A 17,950-nucleotide genomic window follows, 5' to 3' on the forward strand; every position below is an offset into this window, starting at 1 on the left:
GAGCCGGCAGTACGTCCGTACGGCACGGACGCCGCCGATGCCCAGCAGCATCTCCTGCAGCAGCCGGTGCTCGCTGCCGCCGCCGTAGAGGCGCTCCGGCGCGCCGTCGCGCCTTGCGCGCTCCTCAACTCCGCATCGGACTACCCCGCCTGCGGTACGGAGTCCCGCACCCCCGTCCGCTCGGGAGCCTTCAGGAACACGGCCAGGACGGCCGAGGCCAGTCCGATGCTCCCGGCGAGTACGAACGCCCCCTCGTAGTCCCACGCGCCGACCACGACGGCGCCCAGGCCGGAGCCGACCAGCCCGGAGATGAGCTTCGAGCTGTAGACCATCCCGTAGTTGGACGCGTTGTTGTTCTCGCCGAAGTAGTCGGCGGTCATCGCGGCGAACAGCGGGAAGATCGCCCCGCCGCCGAAACCGGAGACCATGGAGCAGAAGAGGAAGAACGGCATCGACCCCATCTGCCCCGAGACCAGCACGCCGAACTGCGCGGAGCCGAGGACCAGGCAGACGATGATCAGTGTCTTGCGCCGGCCGGTGCGGTCGGAGATCCAGCCGATGATGCCGCGGCCCGTGCCGTTCACGATCGCCTTCAGGGACATGGCCGTGGCGACGATGCCGCCCGCGAAGCCCATGTCCTTGCCGAACGGCACCTGGAAGGCGATGCCGAAGATGTTGATCCCGGCCGTGCACAGCAGGCAGACCCACATCATCCACAGCACCGGCTGCCGGGCCGCCTCACGCGGCGTGTACTGCTTGGGCGAGGGCGGGTTCTTCGCCAGCGCCCGGGCGATCCGCGGGTCCTCGGTCGCCTTCAGCGGGTCGACCTCGGCGGGCCACCAGTTCTTCGGCGGGTCCTTGAAGAACCAGCCGGCGCCCGCCACGACCAGACACAGGCCGACGCCGACGCAGGCGAGGACGGTCTGGTAGTTGCTCAGGTCCATGTACGAGGTGAACAGGAAGACGAAGGGCACGGATCCGTAGGCGAAACCGCCGTTGACGAAGCCGGTCTTGCCGCCCTTGCGCTCCGGATACCACTTGCCGACCATGTTCACGCAGGTCGCGTAGACCAGACCGGCGCCGATGCCGCTGCAGACACCGAAGCCCAGATACGCGACGAGCACGTGCGGTGCGTAGGCCAGTGAGACGTAGCCGAGCATGGTGCCGACGGCGCCGAGCATCATGGCCGTACGGGCGGGAAGTCTGCCGCTCTCGCGCAGCTGCCCCGCCGGGAAGGCCACGGCCGCCTGGAAGAACACCCAGACACCCATCAGCCAGAAGATGTGCCCGCTGCTCCACATGTGCGCGGTGTGCAGCGTGTCCTCCGCCGAAGTGAACGCGTACTCGGCCGAGCTGATGCCCATCATGCCGATCCAGGGCAGGATGACCATCCACTTGCGCGGGCGGCCCATGATGTCGATATCGGTCTCGCCGATCCGGTACACGCGGCCGTTGCGGTCCGTCACTTCCTGAGGGGTGACGGACGTCGGGTAGTCGACGGTTGTCATGTGGCTTACGCACTCCTTGCGGTCGAAAGATCTGGTCAGCGCCCCCTGACGAGTTCTCTTTGTGCGCGTAAGGACGGGAGTCGGTGGCGCGCGACCGGCGCCGGCTCCCTGTCGGTCAGTCCATAGAGGTCCCTGGTGATTGACTCTTGGGATATTGCATACAGTCGACGAATACTGTATGAAGAGTGTTATCCCGTATCCCGTGAGTGCTGTCCAGGGGTCGTGCAGCAATTTTCAGGCGGTGTCGAGGCTGGAACCCGGACGGCAAGATCACGCTCCTCGCCGACGCGCGCCGGGGCAAGCCCCCGGCGACGGGTAGTTCGCGGGACGGGAGACCCGGAAGCCCTCAGGACCCCTTCCTCTTCACCTCGTACGTGCACCGAGAGCGGAGACCGAACACATGGCAACGAGCAGCAAGCCGGCAACCACCCTCAAGGCCGGGACCTCCTGGCACGACGCATGGCAGCGCTGCCTTGCCGTCGCCCCCGAGGCGTTCCGCGACGACCGCGTCCTGAACCTGTGGGACGGCACCTGGCACGCCGACGGCAGCCCGCTGCCGGCCGGCAGCCCGGTCGACGGCAGCCCCATCGCCGGGCCGCCGCGGCTGGACGCGGCGACCGCCCAGCAGGCGGTACGCGCCGCACTCGACCAGCACCGCGCCTGGCGCGACGTGCCGTTGGCGGAGCGCCGCGCCCGCGTCGGCGCCGCCCTGGACGCCCTGACCGAGCACCGCGAACTGCTCTCCCTGCTGCTGGTGTGGGAGATAGGCAAGCCGTGGCGGCTGGCCACGGCCGACGTCGACCGGGCGATCGACGGCGTGCGCTGGTACGTCGACGGCATCGACGGACTGCTGGGCGGGCGCACACCCCTGCCCGGTCCGGTGTCGAACATCGCGAGCTGGAACTACCCGATGAGCGTGCTCGTCCACGCGATGCTGGTCCAGGCCCTGGCGGGCAACGCGGTCATCGCCAAGACCCCGACCGACGGCGGTGTCGCCTGTCTGACCCTGGCGTGCGCCCTCGCGGCCCGGGAGGGCGTCCCGCTCACGCTGGTCAGCGGCAGCGGCGGGGAGTTGTCGCAGGCGCTGGTGCGGTCGCCCGAGATCGGCTGCGTGTCGTTCGTGGGCGGCCGGGACACCGGGGCCGCCGTCGCCACGGCCGTCGCCGACCTGGGCAAGCGGCACATCCTGGAGCAGGAGGGCCTCAACACCTGGGGCGTGTGGGACTTCACCGACTGGGACCAGCTGACCGCCGTGATCCCCAAGCTGTTCGACTACGGCAAGCAGCGCTGCACCGCCTACCCGCGCTTCGTCGTGCAGCGCGACGCCTTCGACGACTTCCTGGCCGCGTACCTGCCGGCCGTACGCACGCTGCGCGTCGGCCACCCGCTGGCGGTCGTGAACGCCGGCGACCCGTACCCCGAGCTGGACTTCGGGCCGCTGATCAACGCGGCCAAGGCGAAGGAGCTGTCCGACCTGGTGGCCGAGGCGGTCGACCGGGGTGCCGTACCGCTGCACCGCGGTACGCCCGACCCCGCGCTGTTCCTGCCCGGTCAGGACGCCGGCGCGTACGTCCACCCGGTGACCCTGCTGGGCCCGCCCCCGTCGTCGCCGCTGCACCACGCGGAACCCTTCGGGCCCGTCGACACGATCGTGCTCGTGGACACGGAGGCGGAGCTGCTGGCGGCGATGAACGCGTCGAACGGCGCGCTCGTGGCCACCCTCTCCACCGACGACGAGGCCACGTACCGGCGGCTCTCCCCGCAGATCCGCGCCTTCAAGGTCGGCCGCGGCGTGCCCCGTTCGCGCGGTGACCGCGACGAGCTGTTCGGCGGCTTCGGGGAGTCCTGGCGGGGCGCCTTCGTCGGCGGGGAGCTGCTGGTGCGCGCCGTGACCGAGGGGCCCGCCGGGGAGCGGCTGCCCGGCAACTTCCCCGAGTACCAGCTCATGCCGTGAGGGACGGCGAGGCACAGCGCTGCACACCAGACGTTCGACCGACAAGCGAGGTGGGAACATGACGAGGGCTCTTGAGGGCGTGCGGGTGCTGGACATGACGCATGTGCAGTCGGGTCCGTCGGCGACCCAGCTGCTGGCCTGGCTGGGAGCGGACGTGATCAAGGTGGAGGCGCCGTCCGGGGACATCACCCGCACCCAGCTGCGGGACATCCCGGACGCGGACTCCCTCTACTTCACCATGCTCAACTGCAACAAGCGCAGCATCACCCTGAACACCAAGACCGTACGCGGCAAGGAGCTGCTGACGGAGCTGATCCGCCGCTGCGACGTGATGGTGGAGAACTTCGGCCCCGGCGCCGTCGACCGGATGGGCTTCACCTGGGAGGTCATCCAGGAGATCAACCCGCGGATCGTCTACGCCTCCATCAAGGGCTTCGGCGAGGGTCCGTACACCGGATTCAAGGCGTACGAGGTCGTCGCCCAGGCGATGGGCGGCTCGATGGCCACCACCGGGCTCCAGGACGGCCCGCCGCTGGCCACCGGAGCGCAGATCGGCGACTCCGGCACCGGTATGCACGCCGTCGCCGGCATCCTCGCCGCGCTCTACCAGCGCACCCACACCGGGCGCGGGCAGCGGGTCAACGTCGCCATGCAGCACGCGGTGCTGAACCTCTGCCGGGTGAAGCTGCGCGACCAGCAGCGCCTCGTGCACGGTCCGCTCGCCGAGTACCCCAACGAGGACTTCGGCGACGAGGTGCCGCGCTCCGGCAACGCCTCCGGCGGCGGCCAGCCCGGCTGGGCGGTCCGCTGCGCGCCCGGCGGCCCCAACGACTACGTCTACGTCATCGTCCAGCCGGTCGGCTGGGGACCGCTCTGCGAGCTGATCGGCCGACCGGAACTCGCCGACGACCCCGAGTGGGCGACCCCCGCGGCCCGGCTGCCCAAGCTGGGCAAGATGTTCCAGCTGATCGAGGAGTGGACCGCCACCCTGCCCAAATGGGAGGTCCTGGAGCAGCTCAACGCCCACAACATCCCCTGCGGGCCGATCCTGTCCACCAAGGAGATCATCGAGGACGCCTCGCTCGCCGCCAACGACATGATCGTGGAGGTCGCGCACCCCGAGCGCGGTTCGTACGTCACGGTGGGCAACCCGCTCAAACTCTCCGACTCCCCGACGGACATCACCGCCTCGCCGCTCCTCGGCGAGCACAACGCCGACGTCTACGCCGGCGAGCTGGGCCTGGACCCGGCCGAGCTGCCGCTGCTGCAGGCGCAGGGCGTGATCTGACCCGCTGCCCACCGGCCCCGCCCCGCGCCCGGCGTCGATCCGTAGGGCGCGGGGCGGCTTCAAGGTACGTCCGCGTCCCCGCGTTTGATAAGCAGCGTCTATCAGAGGGAGCCGCACCTCATGTCGACAGCAGCATTCCAACCCGCCACCACCGTCACCGACCGCCTCGTCGAGGCGAACAGGCGTTACGCCGCCGAATTCACCGACCCCGGCATGGACGCCCGCCCCGTGCTCGGGGTGGCCGTCGTCGCCTGCATGGACGCCCGGATCGATCTGCACGCGGCCCTGGGCCTCGAACTCGGCGACTGCCACACCGTCCGCAACGCCGGCGGCGTCGTCACCGACGACACGATCCGCTCCCTGACCATCAGCCAGCGCGCCCTCGGCACCCGCAGCGTGGTCCTCATCCACCACACCGGCTGCGGACTGCAGACCCTGACCGAGGACTTCCGCCACATCCTGGAGCGGGAGGTCGGGCAGCGCCCCAGCTGGGCGGTGGAGAGCTTCACCGACGTCGACCAGGACGTACGGCAGTCGATGCAGAAGGTCCGGACGTCGCCGTTCCTGCCGTACACGGACGACGTCCGCGGATTCGTCTTCGACGTGACGACCGGACGGCTGCGGGAGGTCTCCGGCCGCGCCTGAGCGGCCCCGGTGTGACCTCCCGTCGCCGTTCCCCGCCGCGGTCAGGCCTGTTCCCGCAGCCTGGCCGCGGCGGCGGTCTGCGCGCAGGAGAAGTCGGTGGTACGCCGGGTGTGCCCGCGCATCAGCGCCTCGGCCCGGTCGGGCTGCTGCGCCGGAACAGCGGGGCCGGCTGACGGGAGCGCTGGGTGTTCTGGGTCGCGTTCCTGCTGGGCATCCAGGTATCCCTGGCAGCAAACATCGCCGCCGCCCCGGCTTTGGCCTGGCGCCCGGTGCTGGTCGCAGGCTGGCCGACGGTCGCACTGCTGCCCTCCGTCGAGCTCCTGGCTCATAGCCGCTCCGGCCACGACGGGTCGCTCGAGGACGTCGACCCGCTGCTCACCGTGCGCTGCAGGCGGATGCCCGACACCGGGAGACCCATCGGCGACCGATCTCCGCCGACTCGCTCACCGGGGTCCGGAACGACTTACTTTGACGTGATCATCGCGCTGCCGAACTTCACCCAGCGGCTACCGGCGCGATGACGGAGGGCCGGGGCCGCGGCGGGCATGGTCCCGTGGGACCACTGAGCTCAGTCGGCGTGCTGATCCGGTCGCGCCGGGGCCATGTCCTGCGATGGCTCCACCGAGGCGCTGCCGCGGAGGATCAGTTCGGCGACCCGCTCCGGATCGTCGGACATCGGTACATGGCCGCAACCCTCCAGCAGGTGATGTTCGGCCTGAGGGAGGAGCCGGCGGGCGCGTCGGCGCTGATAGCGTGGCAGCACGACATCGTGCCCGGCCCAGGCGATGCTGACCGGCACGCCCGCCGGTACCCCGCCCTTGAATTTGCCGCCGGCCCGGAGGAACCGGAACACCGTGCCGGCCGCCCGCCGGAAGGCGCGGAAGTCGCCGAGGGCCCGCTCGGGGCTCAGCCGCGACGGCTTGGCGGCTATCCACCCCATCAGCACCCAGCGGCCGAACGCCGACCTGACCATCTGCGGCGCGATCGGAGCCACCAGCGCGGCGCTTGCCTGCATCACGGTGAACAGGACGCCGGTGTACGAGACATCGACGTAGGAGGACCAGAATCCGGCGGGGGACAACGCGGTGACGCTGCGCGCCCCGCCCGCCGCGGCGATGTCCAGGGCGATCCAGCCGCCGAGCGAGTTGCCGGCGATGTGCGGCCGGTCCAGTTTCTGCTCGGCCATGAACTCCGTCAGCTGCGCCCGCATCGCGTCGAGCGGCGGTCGGCCCCCTGGCCTGAACCTGCCGGAGCCGCCGTGCCCCGGCAGATCCACGAGGATCACCTCACGCTCCGCGGCCAGCCGCTCGATCACCGGTTCCCAAGCCTGCCGACGGTGCCCGATGCCGTGCAGCAGAACCAGCGGCTCTCCGGACCCTGTTCGTTCGTACTCCAGCACAGCGTCCTCCCGAACGTCGCGTACTGAGGAGTAACTCACTGCGCGAGCGGGACCGTCAACCCTGCCGGAGACCACGGCGAGCAGGAGACGGCTGCGGCGTAGCCGAACTGGCGTGGGGCATGGAGGAGCCTTGGCCGGGAACTGTAGATCGCGTCCCACCCAGCTCGTGAAATGGCCACCTCGGTCGGAATCGGTGATGCGGGTACGACGCTGGGCTCCCGCTTGGACTAGGCGCTTGAGGCGGTTGCTGGTTTTGGGCAGGGAGATGCCGAGCCGAGCTTCTGTGCGAGGTCGGCAGCCCGGAACGTGCCTGGTCGGCAATGAGCTTGCGCCGCTCCGTGACCCGCATCCCGAGCCCGAACTCTTCAGCGGAGGGCGTTGTGCGGTAGCGGAAAGGCCCGGCAGAGCTCGGCTACCGCCTCTCGCACCTCGTTCCGGACCGCGTGATCCAGCGTCACTGCATCGCCGCTGGAGAGGGGAAGGGCCGCCAGTATCCGGTCGATCAGCGCCGCGCAGATCCGCATCTCGTTCGGTCCCATCCCGCGCAGCGCGAGGGTGTTGGCGCCCAGGCGGATCCCGCTGGTGATACGCGGGCCGCGGGTGTCGCCGGGCACCTGATTGCGGTTGACGATGATGCCGCAGTCGGCGAGGGCCTGCTCGGCGGCGGCTCCCGTCAGGCCGCCGCGGCCCACATCCACCAGCACCATGTGGTTGTCGGTGCCGCCGGTGACGAGTGCGTGCCCCAGGTCGGCCAAGGCCTCCGCCAAGGATCGCGCATTGACGGCGATCGCGGCGGCCAAGGCGCGGAACTCGGGCTGCGCGGCGACGTCGAATGCCCTCGCCTTGGCCGCCACGGCCCCGAGGTCCGGGGTCCCCTGCAGCAGCGGGAACGTGCCGTGCTGGAGGGCCTGTGCCAGCGTGCGCCGCCCGCCGGGCAGCACCGTGTGGCTGTCGCGGCCGCTGAGGATCAGACCGCCGCGCGGCCCGTAGAGCTGCTTGTAGGTGCTGGTGGTCGTGACGTGCGCGTGGTCGATCGGGCTCGGGTGGATCCCGGCCGCGACGAGTCCGGCGATGTGCGAGATGTCGGCGAGCAGGAACGCCCCCACGGAATCCGCGATGGCCCGGAAGCGGGCGAAGTCGATGGCCCGGGGGTAGGCGCTGGCGCCGCAGACGATCAGTCGCGGCCGGTGCTGCCTGGCGAGCCGCTCCACCGCGCCGTAGTCGAGGAACCCGTCCGCGTCGATGCCGTATCCCACGGAGTCGAAGAACCGTCCCGACATCGACGCCCGGGAGCCGTGGGTGAGGTGACCGCCGGCGCTGAGCTCCATGCCGAGGACGGTGTCCCCGGGACGCAGCAGGGCGCACATCACAATCTGGTTGGCCGTGCTGCCCGAGTGCGGCTGTACATTCGCGTACTGGGCGGCGAACAGGCTTCGGGCGCGGTCGGTGGCGAGCTGCTCGACCTCGTCGGCGATCGCGCAGCCGGCGTGGTAGCGGGCCCCGGGGTAGCCCTCGGTGGTGAGGTTGGACAAGGAGCTCCCCGCGCAGGCCAGCACCGAGGGGTCGGCGGCACTCGACGAGGCGACCATGGCGAGGGTCGCCTCCTGCCGGAGGTGTTCGCGTTCCAGCATGCTGTGCAGCGCGGGGTCCATTGCCAGAAGTCGTTCGACTCCCAGGGCGGCGTGGGCGGCCAGCGCTCCCGTCGCGGTGTCCATGGTGGTGATCACGAGTCGAGCTCCTCAGCTCCGCCTGGCCGTGCCAAGCTTGATCGGGGGATGGTTGCTGACGGGGGTGCAGATGATGGGTCGGCAGGGTGTCGTCAGGGGCTTACGCCCTTCGGGCGTTCGGGCCAGCGCTTCATGAGGAGCAACGCCAGCGCGGGTCCGTTGTCGCCGAGCGCCTGGCCGAATCTGGCCAGCACCCAGTTGTCGTAGCTCAGCCGCTGCTCCGGAGCGCCGCTCTCGCGCCTGGCGGCGCGCAGTTCGCCATGGAGGACCGAGCGCCGGACGATGAGCCTCATGAGCTGCTGGTCGATGTCGTCGATGGCGCCGATCAGGCGCTTCTCGGAAATCGGTAGAGATGCCTTCGCCCATATGTCCGGGATGTTCGGCCCGGCGGGGTTGAGCAGCAGGGCGGGAGTGATGCCCAGGTCGGCATCCATCATGTCGATCATGTGGTGAGCCGCTCTTTCGTCTCGTGTCGTGGGCCTCATTCGTCAATGCCGGTCTGGATATCCGGACTTCTGGAGATGCAAAGGGGTGGCGTGCGCGGCCGGAGGCGGCTAGACGATTCCCCACTTGCCGGCCAGAACCACGGCCTCGGTGCGGTCGCGTGCTCCCATCCGGGAGTACAGCTTGTTCAGCCACCGATACATCTCGCGTTGCGAGTAACAGGACTGCACCGCGAGGTCCGCCACGGTCGTGCCCTTGGCGAGAGCCCTGATCCAGAGCAATTCCGCACCGTTGAGCTGCACCCCGTCCGGTACTCCCTGGCGGGCGCCCTCGGCAAGTGTCGCGGCGATCCCTGCGGGGAGCACGCACTTTCCGGCCACGGCTGCTTCGAAGACCTGCACGAAATCGTCGAGCGGTGCGCTCTGCGGAATCGCGGCCGTCGCCCCGTCCCGCAACGCTCTACGAAACGTTGCGCAGTTCTCGTCCGGAAGTACTGCGATGATGCAGCGGTCCCGGTCGCCCGACCGGGCCCGGCGCAGCCACGTCCACTCGTTCTCGGTGCGCACCGACAGCACGGCAGGCTCCTCGCCGTCGATGCCGGCATCCCCGGGGAGAACGGTGCGGGGAAGAAAGCCGGAAGTCCGGAGCATCGACGCGATGCCGTGCGCGCAGGCCGGCACCGCGTCGATCACCAGGGCTTCCAGCAGCTTGGTGTCGCTCACCATACTGCCGATTCCTGCGCTCAGCATGATCAGGCCAGCGCATCCAGCTTCTTGCGCAGGCTGAGCGGACGCATGTCGGTCCAGGTCTCGTCGATGTATGCAAGGCATTCCGCCTTGGTCCCCGACATGTCGACTGTGGTCCACCCCTCCGGGATGTCCCGACCGTGCGGCCAGATCGAGTACTGCTCCTCGTGGTTGACCACTACGTCGAATCGGGCGTTCTCGTCGTCAAACATGATTCACTCCCTAACGCGTTGCGGGCGATTTACGCCTTCTTTCCTAACCGTGCAGAAGATTGGTTCCGGTGAAGTTCAGGCTCGGTAGCGCCTCCACGGTGGATGCTCCGACGAGAGATCCGGCGAGCAATGACTCCGGCTCGGACGCGCTGTCGAGATACAGCACGACATGGAAATAGCCGCGGAGTCCCTGCAGCCAAATGTGCTCGACACCGAAGTCCGCGGCTGCGGCGGACGCGAGGACCGCAGCCCGTAAGACCTCCTCGGACGGCGGAATTCCTTCGATATCGATGCGAAATGCGAGCCGCACGCCTATCATGGCGCGGCTCGAGGACTGAGGGGCATGTGTCCTCTTCGTCACTCGTCCGTCGTTTGCCGAGGACGAGTAGAGCAGCCCCTGAACGCGGGCAACAATGGCTTCCGCGGCGCGCTTCCTGCCGTGGCAGGAGTAGGCCAGGCAGATGTCGGAGGGTGATTGCGGCTCAGCCGACCGGCCGCGGCGAGTCCAGGGCAGACCCGTCGGCGTCGACCCATCCACCGAGCGCCGCCTGGACCCCTGCCTGGAAGCGGGATCGGGCGTTGAACTGGGCCAGCAGGCCGGCGGTCACCCGACGCGCGGTACGGACGGAAACGCCGAGCTTGCGGGCGACGACCTCATCGGTGTGGCCCTGGGCCAGCAGGCGCAGGACCGCTCTCTCCTGCCGCGACAGTCCTTCCGGCGGTGCCGTTCGGGCGCGTTCTATGGGCATCGCCGTGCACCATATCTGGTCGAACAGCTCGCAAAGGGCGAGGACGACGCCGGCGCCGCGGAGCAGGAGCGCACCGGCAGCGGTGTCGTCGGGGTCGATCGGCAGCAGGGCGTAGCGCCGGTCGTAGATGATCATCCGTATCGGCAGGGTGGCGACGGTCCGCACCTCTGCGCCCTCCTCGATCAGCCAGCGTGCGTACGCCAGCGAGGCCGAGTCCTGCATCAGGCTCTCGAGGTAGATCGTCTTCATCCTGATCCCGCGGTCCAGAGTGGCGAGGTCCGCGGGGCGGCTGGCCTCGCGGTTCGCCTCTGTCTGGGCACCGTCGGGAGCGAATCCCTGGATCTCCGACTGGCAGCTGGATGCCAGGGTCTCGATGCGCTCGCGGATCGCGTCGATCCCCGCCAATTGCTCGACACCGTCATACGGACGGTTCCTGGACTCGCTGCGGTACTCCTCGACCACTCGCTCCAGCGCTATCCGGCGTGCGGCGAGCTGTTCCTGGCGGGCGTGCAGGTCCCGTTCCTCGGCCTCCAGCAGAGAACCGAGTCCCACCTGCGGGGGCACCGCCCGCAGCGCTCCCGGCTCCTCCCAGGAGGAGCGCACCAGCGACATCTGGGCCAGGTCATCGAGGCCCCGGCGCACCTGCTCGTGCGTCAGACCCAGTTCCGTCGCGATAGCGGGCAGTCGCATGTAGGGGTGGCGGAGCATCAGCCGGTAGATCGTTTCAGCCGACGCATCCAACCCGAAGAGACCCGCCACTCGGTACTCCCAAGCTGCCCAGGGCCGCCTGGAGACCGGCCCGTTTCCTCCGGGGGATTATCAGCAGGAGGTAACGGCCAGGTCAACGGGGCCGAGGCTGGAGACCGCCGGAGGAGCGGTGAAGGATCTTGGCATCTCGTTGCCATGGCAGCACCCTGAAGCGCTCAACTGAGGTGCCGGAAGCGTGCGTTGTGCAGGATTGCTTGCCATCAGTCCACACCGCTCCGGCGTCGAACCACTGGGATGAGACTCATGGTGAAGCTGCTCTCCGCACCTCAGCGAATGATTCAGCGCGTCGTCCTGTGCACCATCGTCGTCGTACTTGCCCTCCTCGGAGGCGCCCTGCCTCGGGCATCCGCCACCGACGGCGACCAGCAGCCCACCACCACGACGACCACGCCCGATGACGGCGGTACGGACAACAACGGCTGGCAGTAGCCGAGCCGCCTGTCGAACCGACGGCCCGGACCCCGGCAGCGACCGGGGGCCGGGCCGTCGGCCTGAGGCGCGGTGGCACCGATCGCCCTAGAACGCGACCGCCCCGAGGATCGCCGTGATCCGGCCGACCACCTCGGCCTCGAGATCGCGGAGATAGAAGTGGCCCCCGGGGAAGAGCTCCACGTCAACGGGGTGGCCGGTGAACCGGGACCAGGTGGCGAGGTCGTCCGGGCGGCAGACGGGATCACTCTCGCCGCCGAACGCGGTTATCGGGGCTCGCAACGGCGTGACGGCATCGGTCCGGTGCCCGGCCAGCATCCGGAAGTCGGCCCGGGCCGACGGCCACAACAGCGGCCGCAGCTCCGGATGGTCGTAGAGCTCGGCCCCCTGAGGATCGAGCCGTCGGATCCGGGCCATGATCTCCGCGTCGTCCGGCAGGCCCGCCGGGCCCGCCGACCCCGGCAGCCCGCGTCTACCCGGATCGGCAGGGCGCCGGCTGGATACGAACACATGCCGTAGGCCGCATCCGGGGATCTGCTCCAAGCGGTGCGCTACCTCGAACGCGACGGTCGCGCCCATGCTGTGCCCGAAGAGCGCGAGGGGCAGGTCCGCCTCTGCGGTGACGATCGGGACCAACTCGTCGACGAGGGCCTGCAGGCTGTGCGGCAAAGGGTCGTTCAGCCGGTCCTGGCGGCCCGGGTACTGGACCGCGACGACTTCGACGTCCGGCGGAGCCCAGCGCCGCCAGGGATGGAACAGTGCGGCGGTGCCGCCGGCATGGGGCAGGCACAGCAGACGCAGCCGGGGGGCGGCGGCGGTGGATCTGCGCAGCCATGGCGAGTGCCGGGTCCGTGCGGGCATGGCGCGATCCTCCTTTCGTTGGGGGGCGATGTGCCTGATGTGGCCAGTTGTGTGCGGTGCACGCCGTGCCGGGAGCTCCATCTAGGCGTCAAGGAGGCGGGCGAGAGCTGCCCGGTGGGCCTCCGGATGGACCGCGCCCAGTTCGACGGCGCCCGCCCCCAGGTGCTCAGCCAGATTGCGCAGGGCGACGGCCGTGTCAGGCAGTACGTCGGGCGAGTCCAGCCACAGTCCGACGGCCTTCAGGACGGACATGTCGCGATCATGTTTGAGATCGGCCCGCCCCACCAGCTGGCCCCGCACCAGCAGGGGCAGTACGTAGTACCCGAACTTGCGGCGCTCCGCGGGTACGTAGATCTCAAACTTGTGTTCGAACCCGAAGGCGGCGGTTACTCGCGGGCGGTCCCACAGCAGGTTGTCGAGGGGGGAGAGGAAGGCCGGGCGGTGGTCCGGCATGGTGAGGTCGCCGTCGAGTGCCCCGTCGGCCACGTAGGCGCTGCCGCGCCAGCCCTCCACCGTGACCTCTCGGACCTCGCCCTCCTCGACGAGCTCCGAGAGCGCCTCACGCCAGGGCGCCTTCCACTTGTGGAGCCGGTAGTAGTCCGCCACCTGGCGCGCGGTGGCTACGCCGAGCAACCGGACGCTGCGGCGTACCAGCTCCTTGACGGCGGCCGCGGTGCCGGGATCCTTGGTGTCGGTGCCCGCCGGAAGTACCCGCTCGGCAAGGTCGTAGACCCGCGCGAACCCGCCGGAGCGGGTCGCGCACATCAGCACCCCTTGGTCGAACAGGTCCTCCAGCACCTGCTTGGCCGGCTTGTAGTTCCACCATCCCGAACCAGTCCGCTTGTCGGCCTTGAAGTCCGCGGCGCCGAGCCGGCCTTCCCGAGTGATGCGCTGCAGGATCGACTCATAGAGCGCCGCGTGCTCGTCACGGCTGTCCGCATTGACGGTCGTCGCACCACGCCCGAGCCTGCGCAGGCGCTCCGCCCTGTGGAGGAAGAGCGGATAGTCCTGGTAGGGCAGCCAGGAAGCGGAGTGCCCCCAGTACTCGAATCCTTCTTTCTCTTCGTACATCTCCCGATGGAGAGCATCTGGCGCATAGGGTCCGAAGCGCGAGAAGACGGTGAGTTCGTGGCTGCGCGCCAGGTAGTTCACCGAGTCCAGCTGAATGGTGCCGATGCGCCGCAATACGTCCACGGGCCGTGCATAGGCCTCTCCGAAGCCCTGTGCGCGTACCGCAAGGGCCCGGGTCTGGTCGCGTGACAGCATGTCCGATTCCTTACCGTGCCGTGAATCCAGCATCGACCGACAGTACTGTCCCGGTGACGCGGGCCGCCTCGTCGGATCCCAGCCAGCACACGGCCGCCGCCACGTCCTCCGGGTAGACCAGGGTGCCGAGCGGATGGAGCTGCCGGGACGTCCGCTCGTAGCCGGACAGGTCGACGTTCATGATGTCCGCCACCCCGGAGAGCATCCCGGGGGACTCCGCGGGGGACTCGTAGACCGAGGTGGGGCTCACCGCGTTCACCCGGATACCGAAGGGGGCGTAGTCCACCGCGAGCGCCTTGGTCAGGCCGACCACGCCGTGCTTGGCCGAGACGTAGCCCGCGAACAGCCGGAAAGCGACCGAGCCGGCGGTAGAGGCGATGTTGACGATGCTGCCCGCCCGGGCCGCCACCATGGCGGGCAGCACCGCTTTCGCCGCACGCCAGGCGCCGCTGAGGTTCACATCGACCATCAGCTGCCATTCCTGCTCGGTGATTTCGTGCGCCACGCTGCCGGATGGTCCGACGATGCCGGCGTTGTTGACCAGCAGGTCGATGCGCCCGAAGACCGCATTCGCCTCGGCGACGGCGGCGTTCAGCTCCTCCTGGTCGCGGACGTCGACGGTGCGGGCTTCGACCCGTACGCCGAAGGCGCGGCAGGTCTCGGCAGTCGTCTTCAACTGTTCCTCGGTGCCCAGCGGATACGGGCACTCCGGCAGATCCCGCCCGATGTCCAGCAGGAGCAGGTCGGCTCCCGCCTCGGCGAGCCGCACAGCGGTGGCGGCGCCGACCCCCCGTGCGGCGCCGGTGACAACCGCCGTCTTGCCTGACATACCACCTGTCACAGGGGCCTCCCCATCGCCATGGCCAGCTTGCGCCGTGTCTCTTCGTCGATCGCCGTGCCGCCCGCCGGTCGTGGCTGCCGGCCGTTCGCGGGCGCCTTCGCCAGGGGCATGGTCCGGTCGGCCAGTTCGGCCAGCGTGGCCGTACCGAACACATGCTGGACGGTCAGGTGGATGCCCTCGCGCTGGGCACGGGCGACCAGCAGGGCGGCCGCGACAGAGTCGCCGCCCAGGTCGAAGAAGTTGTCTTCGCGCCCTACTGGCACCTTCAGCACGTCCCGCCACAACTCGATCAGCGTTTGCTCGGCGGCGTTGCCGGCCGGGACCAGTGCGGCGCGGTCCCCCGCTCCGGGCGGTGGCAGCTTGGCGCGGTCGACCTTGCCGTTCGGGTTCTGCGGAAAGGCGTCCAAGACGACGAACGCGCCGGGCACCATGTAGGCGGGCAGCTCCTCGGCGAGCCTGGCCCGCAGGTCGTCCAGGCGCAGGTGCCCTCCGGGCACGGCGGCGACGTACGCGATCAGGCGCTGGTCCTCCGCCTCCCCCCACCCCATGACGAGCGACTGGGCGACGGCCGGATGCCGGTCGATGGCCGTCTGCACCTCGCCCGGTTCGATGCGCAACCCGCGGATCTTCAACTGGTGGTCGACGCGGCCGAGATAGTCCACGTCACCGCCGGGCACGCGGCGTGCACGGTCACCTGTGCGGTACATCCGGCTACCGGGCTCGTCCGCGAACGGGTCGGGCAGGAACCGGTCGGCGGTCAGGGCGGAGCGCCGCCAGTAGCCGTGCGCAACGCCGGCACCGCCCAGGTACAGCTCGCCCGTCTCACCGTCATCGACCGCCCGCAGATCAGGGCCGAGCACATAGGCCGAGGTCCGCGACAGGGGCCGTCCGATCAGCGGGCGGCAGGAGTTCGGATCGATGACATGGGTCGTGGAGATGACGGTCGCCTCGGTCGGACCGTAGGCGTTGACGAAGCGGAAGTGCGGGGCGATGCGCCGGGCGACACGCTCGGGGCAGGCCTCCCCACCGGTTACCACGGTGTGCAGCCGTGTCAGGCCGGACGGCTGCAAGGTGGCAAGGGATGTCGGGGAGGAGGAGAAGACGGTGACGTGCCGCTCCTGGAGGATCCGGTGCACGTCGTCGGAGTCGAACAGGACGCTTGCCGCGCCCGCTCCGAAGGCCAGCCCGAGGTCCCACACCGACAGGTCGAAGCTGGGAGAGAACGCCTGGGAGACCCGGTCCTCGGCCGTCAGGGCCATCGCTTCGCGCTGTGCCGCGAGCAGATTGCGGACGGATCCCCGCCGCACCAGCACGCCCTTGGGCCGGCCCGTGGATCCCGAGGTGTAGAAGACAAAGGCCACGCCGTCCGCTCCGGGCCGGGCATCCGGCGGCAAGGGCAGCGCATCGACGTCGCGCGACCAGGCACCCGGGCGCATCGTGGGCGCGGCGTCGGTGGGGAACCTCATCCCCTCGCCCACGATCACCAGGACAGGGGCGGTGTCCTCCACCATCAACCGGTGCCGCGCCGGTGGGTACTGCGGGTCCAGCGGCACACACGCGGCGCCCAGGCGGAGCACGGCGAGCTCCACCGCGACCCAGTCCACCGTCCGGTGCATCAGCATGCACACGGCGGCGCCTTCGCGGACACCTCGATGGTGCAGTTCCTTCATGTAGCGCTGTGTCAGAGCTTCCAGCTCGGCGTACGAGGTGTGCCCGGACTCTGTGATCACTGCAGGGGCGTCGGGGGTCACACCTGCCCAGGCCTGAACGGACTCGGCCAGACCGCAGCCATGGGTCCCGGCCGGTGCCGCCGTGGTCAGCACGGCTTCTCTGTTCATGCGGCACCCGCCAGGCTGGGAGCGGACTCATCCATTTCGTCCTCGGACGGGTCAGGCTGTTCACGGAGCGCCATCAGCGCGGACGGCAGCGTCCACACGGCGGGCACCAGGCCTCCCACGGCGCCGATCAACAGCGCCGGCCACACCCCGAGGAGCGAGCCCAGCGCCCCGCCTGCGAGAAACCCGAGCGGCACGGTCCCCCAGACCAGGAACCGCATGCTGGCGTTCATCCGGCCCAGCAGCCGCTCGGGGGTGATGGCCTGGCGCAGGCTGACCTGGTTGATGTTGTAGACCGGGTTCGCCATTCCCCAGATGAACATGCCGATCACCAGCGTCGGCACGGTCAGCAGGCCGAGACTGCCGGCCGCAGGGATGAGGAGGAGGGCCGCGTTGCCGATGAGGATCGACCAGACGATCGCCCGGCCGAGCCCGGCCCGGCGGGCACAGCGCTCGGCGAGGAACACGCCGATCACGGAGCCGACGCTGGCGCAGGCGAACGTGACGCCGATGACGCCCGCGCTGAGGTCCAGCTCCCGCACCAGGTAGATCGTGTAGCCCGTGAACAGGATGCGGCCGAAGAAGTTGCTGGTGGCCGTGGTCCCGGCGATGATCCGCAGCAGCTTGTGCCGGGTGACGAAGCTGAGGCCCTCGACGAGCTCCCGGCGCAGGTCGCGTTCTGCCGACGCCGCCACAGGCACGGGCTCCCTGGTCTTGATGATGCTCAGCCCGATGGCCGAGGCGAGGAAGGAGACCGCGTCGAAGACCAGGGCGACGGGGGCGGACAGCGCGTGCACGATCCAGCCGCCGGCTGCGGGACCGGCGACCTCGGCGACGGTACCGGTGGCCGACAGCTTGGAGTTGCCCTCTACGAGCTGGTCGCGGCGGACCAGCGAGGGGAGGAAGGACTGGTAGGCGATGTCGAAGAACAGGCTGAGGGTGCCGAAGACGAAGGCCACCAGGCACAGATAGGTGATGGTCAGCTGGTCCAGAGCAGCGAGCAGCGGGACGCTTCCGATGCACAGGGCCCGGCTGAGGTCGGCGGCGATCATCAGCGGGCGGCGGCGCAGCCGGTCCACCCACACACCGGCGACCAGCCCGAAGAGCAGGACGGGAGCGAACTGGGCAGCACCGAGGAAGCCGAGTTCCGCCGGGGAGGCATCCAGGGTCAGCACGGCAATCAGCGGCAGGGCGAGCTGGGTGATCTGGTTGCCCATGTCGGAGACCGCATCACCGGCCCAGAGCTTGAGGAAGTCGCGGTTGTGCCAGAGGGACATG

The 17,950-nt window shown here is 69.7% G+C and carries 18 protein-coding genes; 5 read left to right on the forward strand and 13 right to left on the reverse strand.

Going from position 1 to position 17,950, the window contains the following annotated elements; all coding sequences use genetic code 11:
• Positions 1 to 140: 140 nt before the first annotated feature.
• A complete protein-coding gene (locus tag AB0M28_RS12885) occupies positions 141 to 1,508 on the reverse strand; it encodes an OFA family MFS transporter (protein WP_365402319.1) in 1,368 nt (455 codons plus the stop codon).
• A 400-nt stretch (positions 1,509 to 1,908) separates the two neighbouring features.
• Between AB0M28_RS12885 and AB0M28_RS12890 the strand changes: the two genes are divergently transcribed.
• The 4 genes from AB0M28_RS12890 to AB0M28_RS12905 all read left to right on the forward strand — a co-directional run bounded on the left by AB0M28_RS12890 (position 1,909) and on the right by AB0M28_RS12905 (position 5,916).
• A complete protein-coding gene (locus AB0M28_RS12890; RefSeq protein ID WP_365402322.1) occupies positions 1,909 to 3,462 on the forward strand; it encodes an aldehyde dehydrogenase family protein in 1,554 nt (517 codons plus the stop codon).
• Positions 3,463 to 3,520: 58 nt separating this feature from the next.
• Positions 3,521 to 4,750: a formyl-CoA transferase gene (gene frc, locus AB0M28_RS12895; RefSeq protein WP_365402326.1), complete on the forward strand. Its 1,230-nt coding sequence runs from the start codon at positions 3,521 to 3,523 to the stop codon at positions 4,748 to 4,750.
• A gap of 120 nt (positions 4,751 to 4,870) precedes the next feature.
• Positions 4,871 to 5,395, forward strand: coding sequence for a carbonic anhydrase (locus AB0M28_RS12900; RefSeq protein WP_365402329.1), 525 nt, complete (start codon positions 4,871 to 4,873; stop codon positions 5,393 to 5,395).
• A gap of 185 nt (positions 5,396 to 5,580) precedes the next feature.
• Positions 5,581 to 5,916, forward strand: coding sequence for a hypothetical protein (locus AB0M28_RS12905; RefSeq protein ID WP_365402332.1), 336 nt, complete (start codon positions 5,581 to 5,583; stop codon positions 5,914 to 5,916).
• Between the two features lie 47 nt (positions 5,917 to 5,963).
• On the opposite strand, the gene AB0M28_RS12910 is transcribed toward AB0M28_RS12905, so the two are convergent.
• From AB0M28_RS12910 to AB0M28_RS12940, 7 genes are all read right to left on the reverse strand, one after another.
• The gene (locus AB0M28_RS12910) at positions 5,964 to 6,794 is read right to left on the reverse strand and encodes an alpha/beta fold hydrolase (RefSeq protein WP_365402335.1); all 831 of its coding nucleotides are present in this window, start codon (positions 6,792 to 6,794) and stop codon (positions 5,964 to 5,966) included.
• 365 nt (positions 6,795 to 7,159) lie between these two features.
• A complete protein-coding gene (gene glyA / locus AB0M28_RS12915; RefSeq protein WP_365402338.1) occupies positions 7,160 to 8,521 on the reverse strand; it encodes a serine hydroxymethyltransferase in 1,362 nt (453 codons plus the stop codon).
• 92 nt (positions 8,522 to 8,613) lie between these two features.
• Positions 8,614 to 8,967, reverse strand: coding sequence for a hypothetical protein (locus tag AB0M28_RS12920; protein ID WP_365402341.1), 354 nt, complete (start codon positions 8,965 to 8,967; stop codon positions 8,614 to 8,616).
• A gap of 108 nt (positions 8,968 to 9,075) precedes the next feature.
• Positions 9,076 to 9,687, reverse strand: a complete 612-nt coding sequence (locus AB0M28_RS12925; protein WP_365402344.1) for a hypothetical protein — start codon at positions 9,685 to 9,687, stop codon at positions 9,076 to 9,078.
• Between the two features lie 29 nt (positions 9,688 to 9,716).
• Positions 9,717 to 9,923, reverse strand: coding sequence for an MbtH family protein (locus tag AB0M28_RS12930; RefSeq protein WP_365402347.1), 207 nt, complete (start codon positions 9,921 to 9,923; stop codon positions 9,717 to 9,719).
• Positions 9,924 to 9,966: 43 nt separating this feature from the next.
• A complete protein-coding gene (locus tag AB0M28_RS12935; RefSeq protein ID WP_365402350.1) occupies positions 9,967 to 10,233 on the reverse strand; it encodes a hypothetical protein in 267 nt (88 codons plus the stop codon).
• A 172-nt stretch (positions 10,234 to 10,405) separates the two neighbouring features.
• Complete coding sequence (locus tag AB0M28_RS12940) at positions 10,406 to 11,431, reverse strand: helix-turn-helix domain-containing protein (protein WP_365402353.1); 1,026 nt, start codon at positions 11,429 to 11,431, stop codon at positions 10,406 to 10,408.
• 282 nt (positions 11,432 to 11,713) lie between these two features.
• Between AB0M28_RS12940 and AB0M28_RS12945 the strand changes: the two genes are divergently transcribed.
• A complete protein-coding gene (locus tag AB0M28_RS12945; protein WP_365402356.1) occupies positions 11,714 to 11,869 on the forward strand; it encodes a hypothetical protein in 156 nt (51 codons plus the stop codon).
• A gap of 87 nt (positions 11,870 to 11,956) precedes the next feature.
• Here the strand turns inward: AB0M28_RS12945 and AB0M28_RS12950 are convergent, their stop codons facing one another.
• The 5 genes from AB0M28_RS12950 to AB0M28_RS12970 form a co-directional block, all read right to left on the reverse strand.
• Positions 11,957 to 12,730: an alpha/beta fold hydrolase gene (locus AB0M28_RS12950; RefSeq protein ID WP_365402359.1), complete on the reverse strand. Its 774-nt coding sequence runs from the start codon at positions 12,728 to 12,730 to the stop codon at positions 11,957 to 11,959.
• Between the two features lie 81 nt (positions 12,731 to 12,811).
• Positions 12,812 to 13,996, reverse strand: a complete 1,185-nt coding sequence (locus AB0M28_RS12955; RefSeq protein WP_365402361.1) for a crosslink repair DNA glycosylase YcaQ family protein — start codon at positions 13,994 to 13,996, stop codon at positions 12,812 to 12,814.
• 10 nt (positions 13,997 to 14,006) lie between these two features.
• Positions 14,007 to 14,825 (reverse strand): SDR family oxidoreductase, encoded by an 819-nt coding sequence (locus tag AB0M28_RS12960; protein WP_365402364.1) that lies wholly within the window; start codon positions 14,823 to 14,825, stop codon positions 14,007 to 14,009.
• Positions 14,826 to 14,833: 8 nt separating this feature from the next.
• Positions 14,834 to 16,660: a non-ribosomal peptide synthetase gene (locus AB0M28_RS12965; RefSeq protein ID WP_365402367.1), complete on the reverse strand. Its 1,827-nt coding sequence runs from the start codon at positions 16,658 to 16,660 to the stop codon at positions 14,834 to 14,836.
• 11 nt (positions 16,661 to 16,671) lie between these two features.
• The gene (locus AB0M28_RS12970; protein ID WP_365402370.1) at positions 16,672 to 17,949 is read right to left on the reverse strand and encodes an MFS transporter; all 1,278 of its coding nucleotides are present in this window, start codon (positions 17,947 to 17,949) and stop codon (positions 16,672 to 16,674) included.
• Between the last annotated feature and the right edge of the window lies 1 nt (position 17,950).

The organism is Streptomyces sp. NPDC051940, assembly GCF_040680895.1.
In the GTDB taxonomy this organism is placed as follows: Bacteria; Actinomycetota; Actinomycetes; order Streptomycetales; family Streptomycetaceae; genus Streptomyces.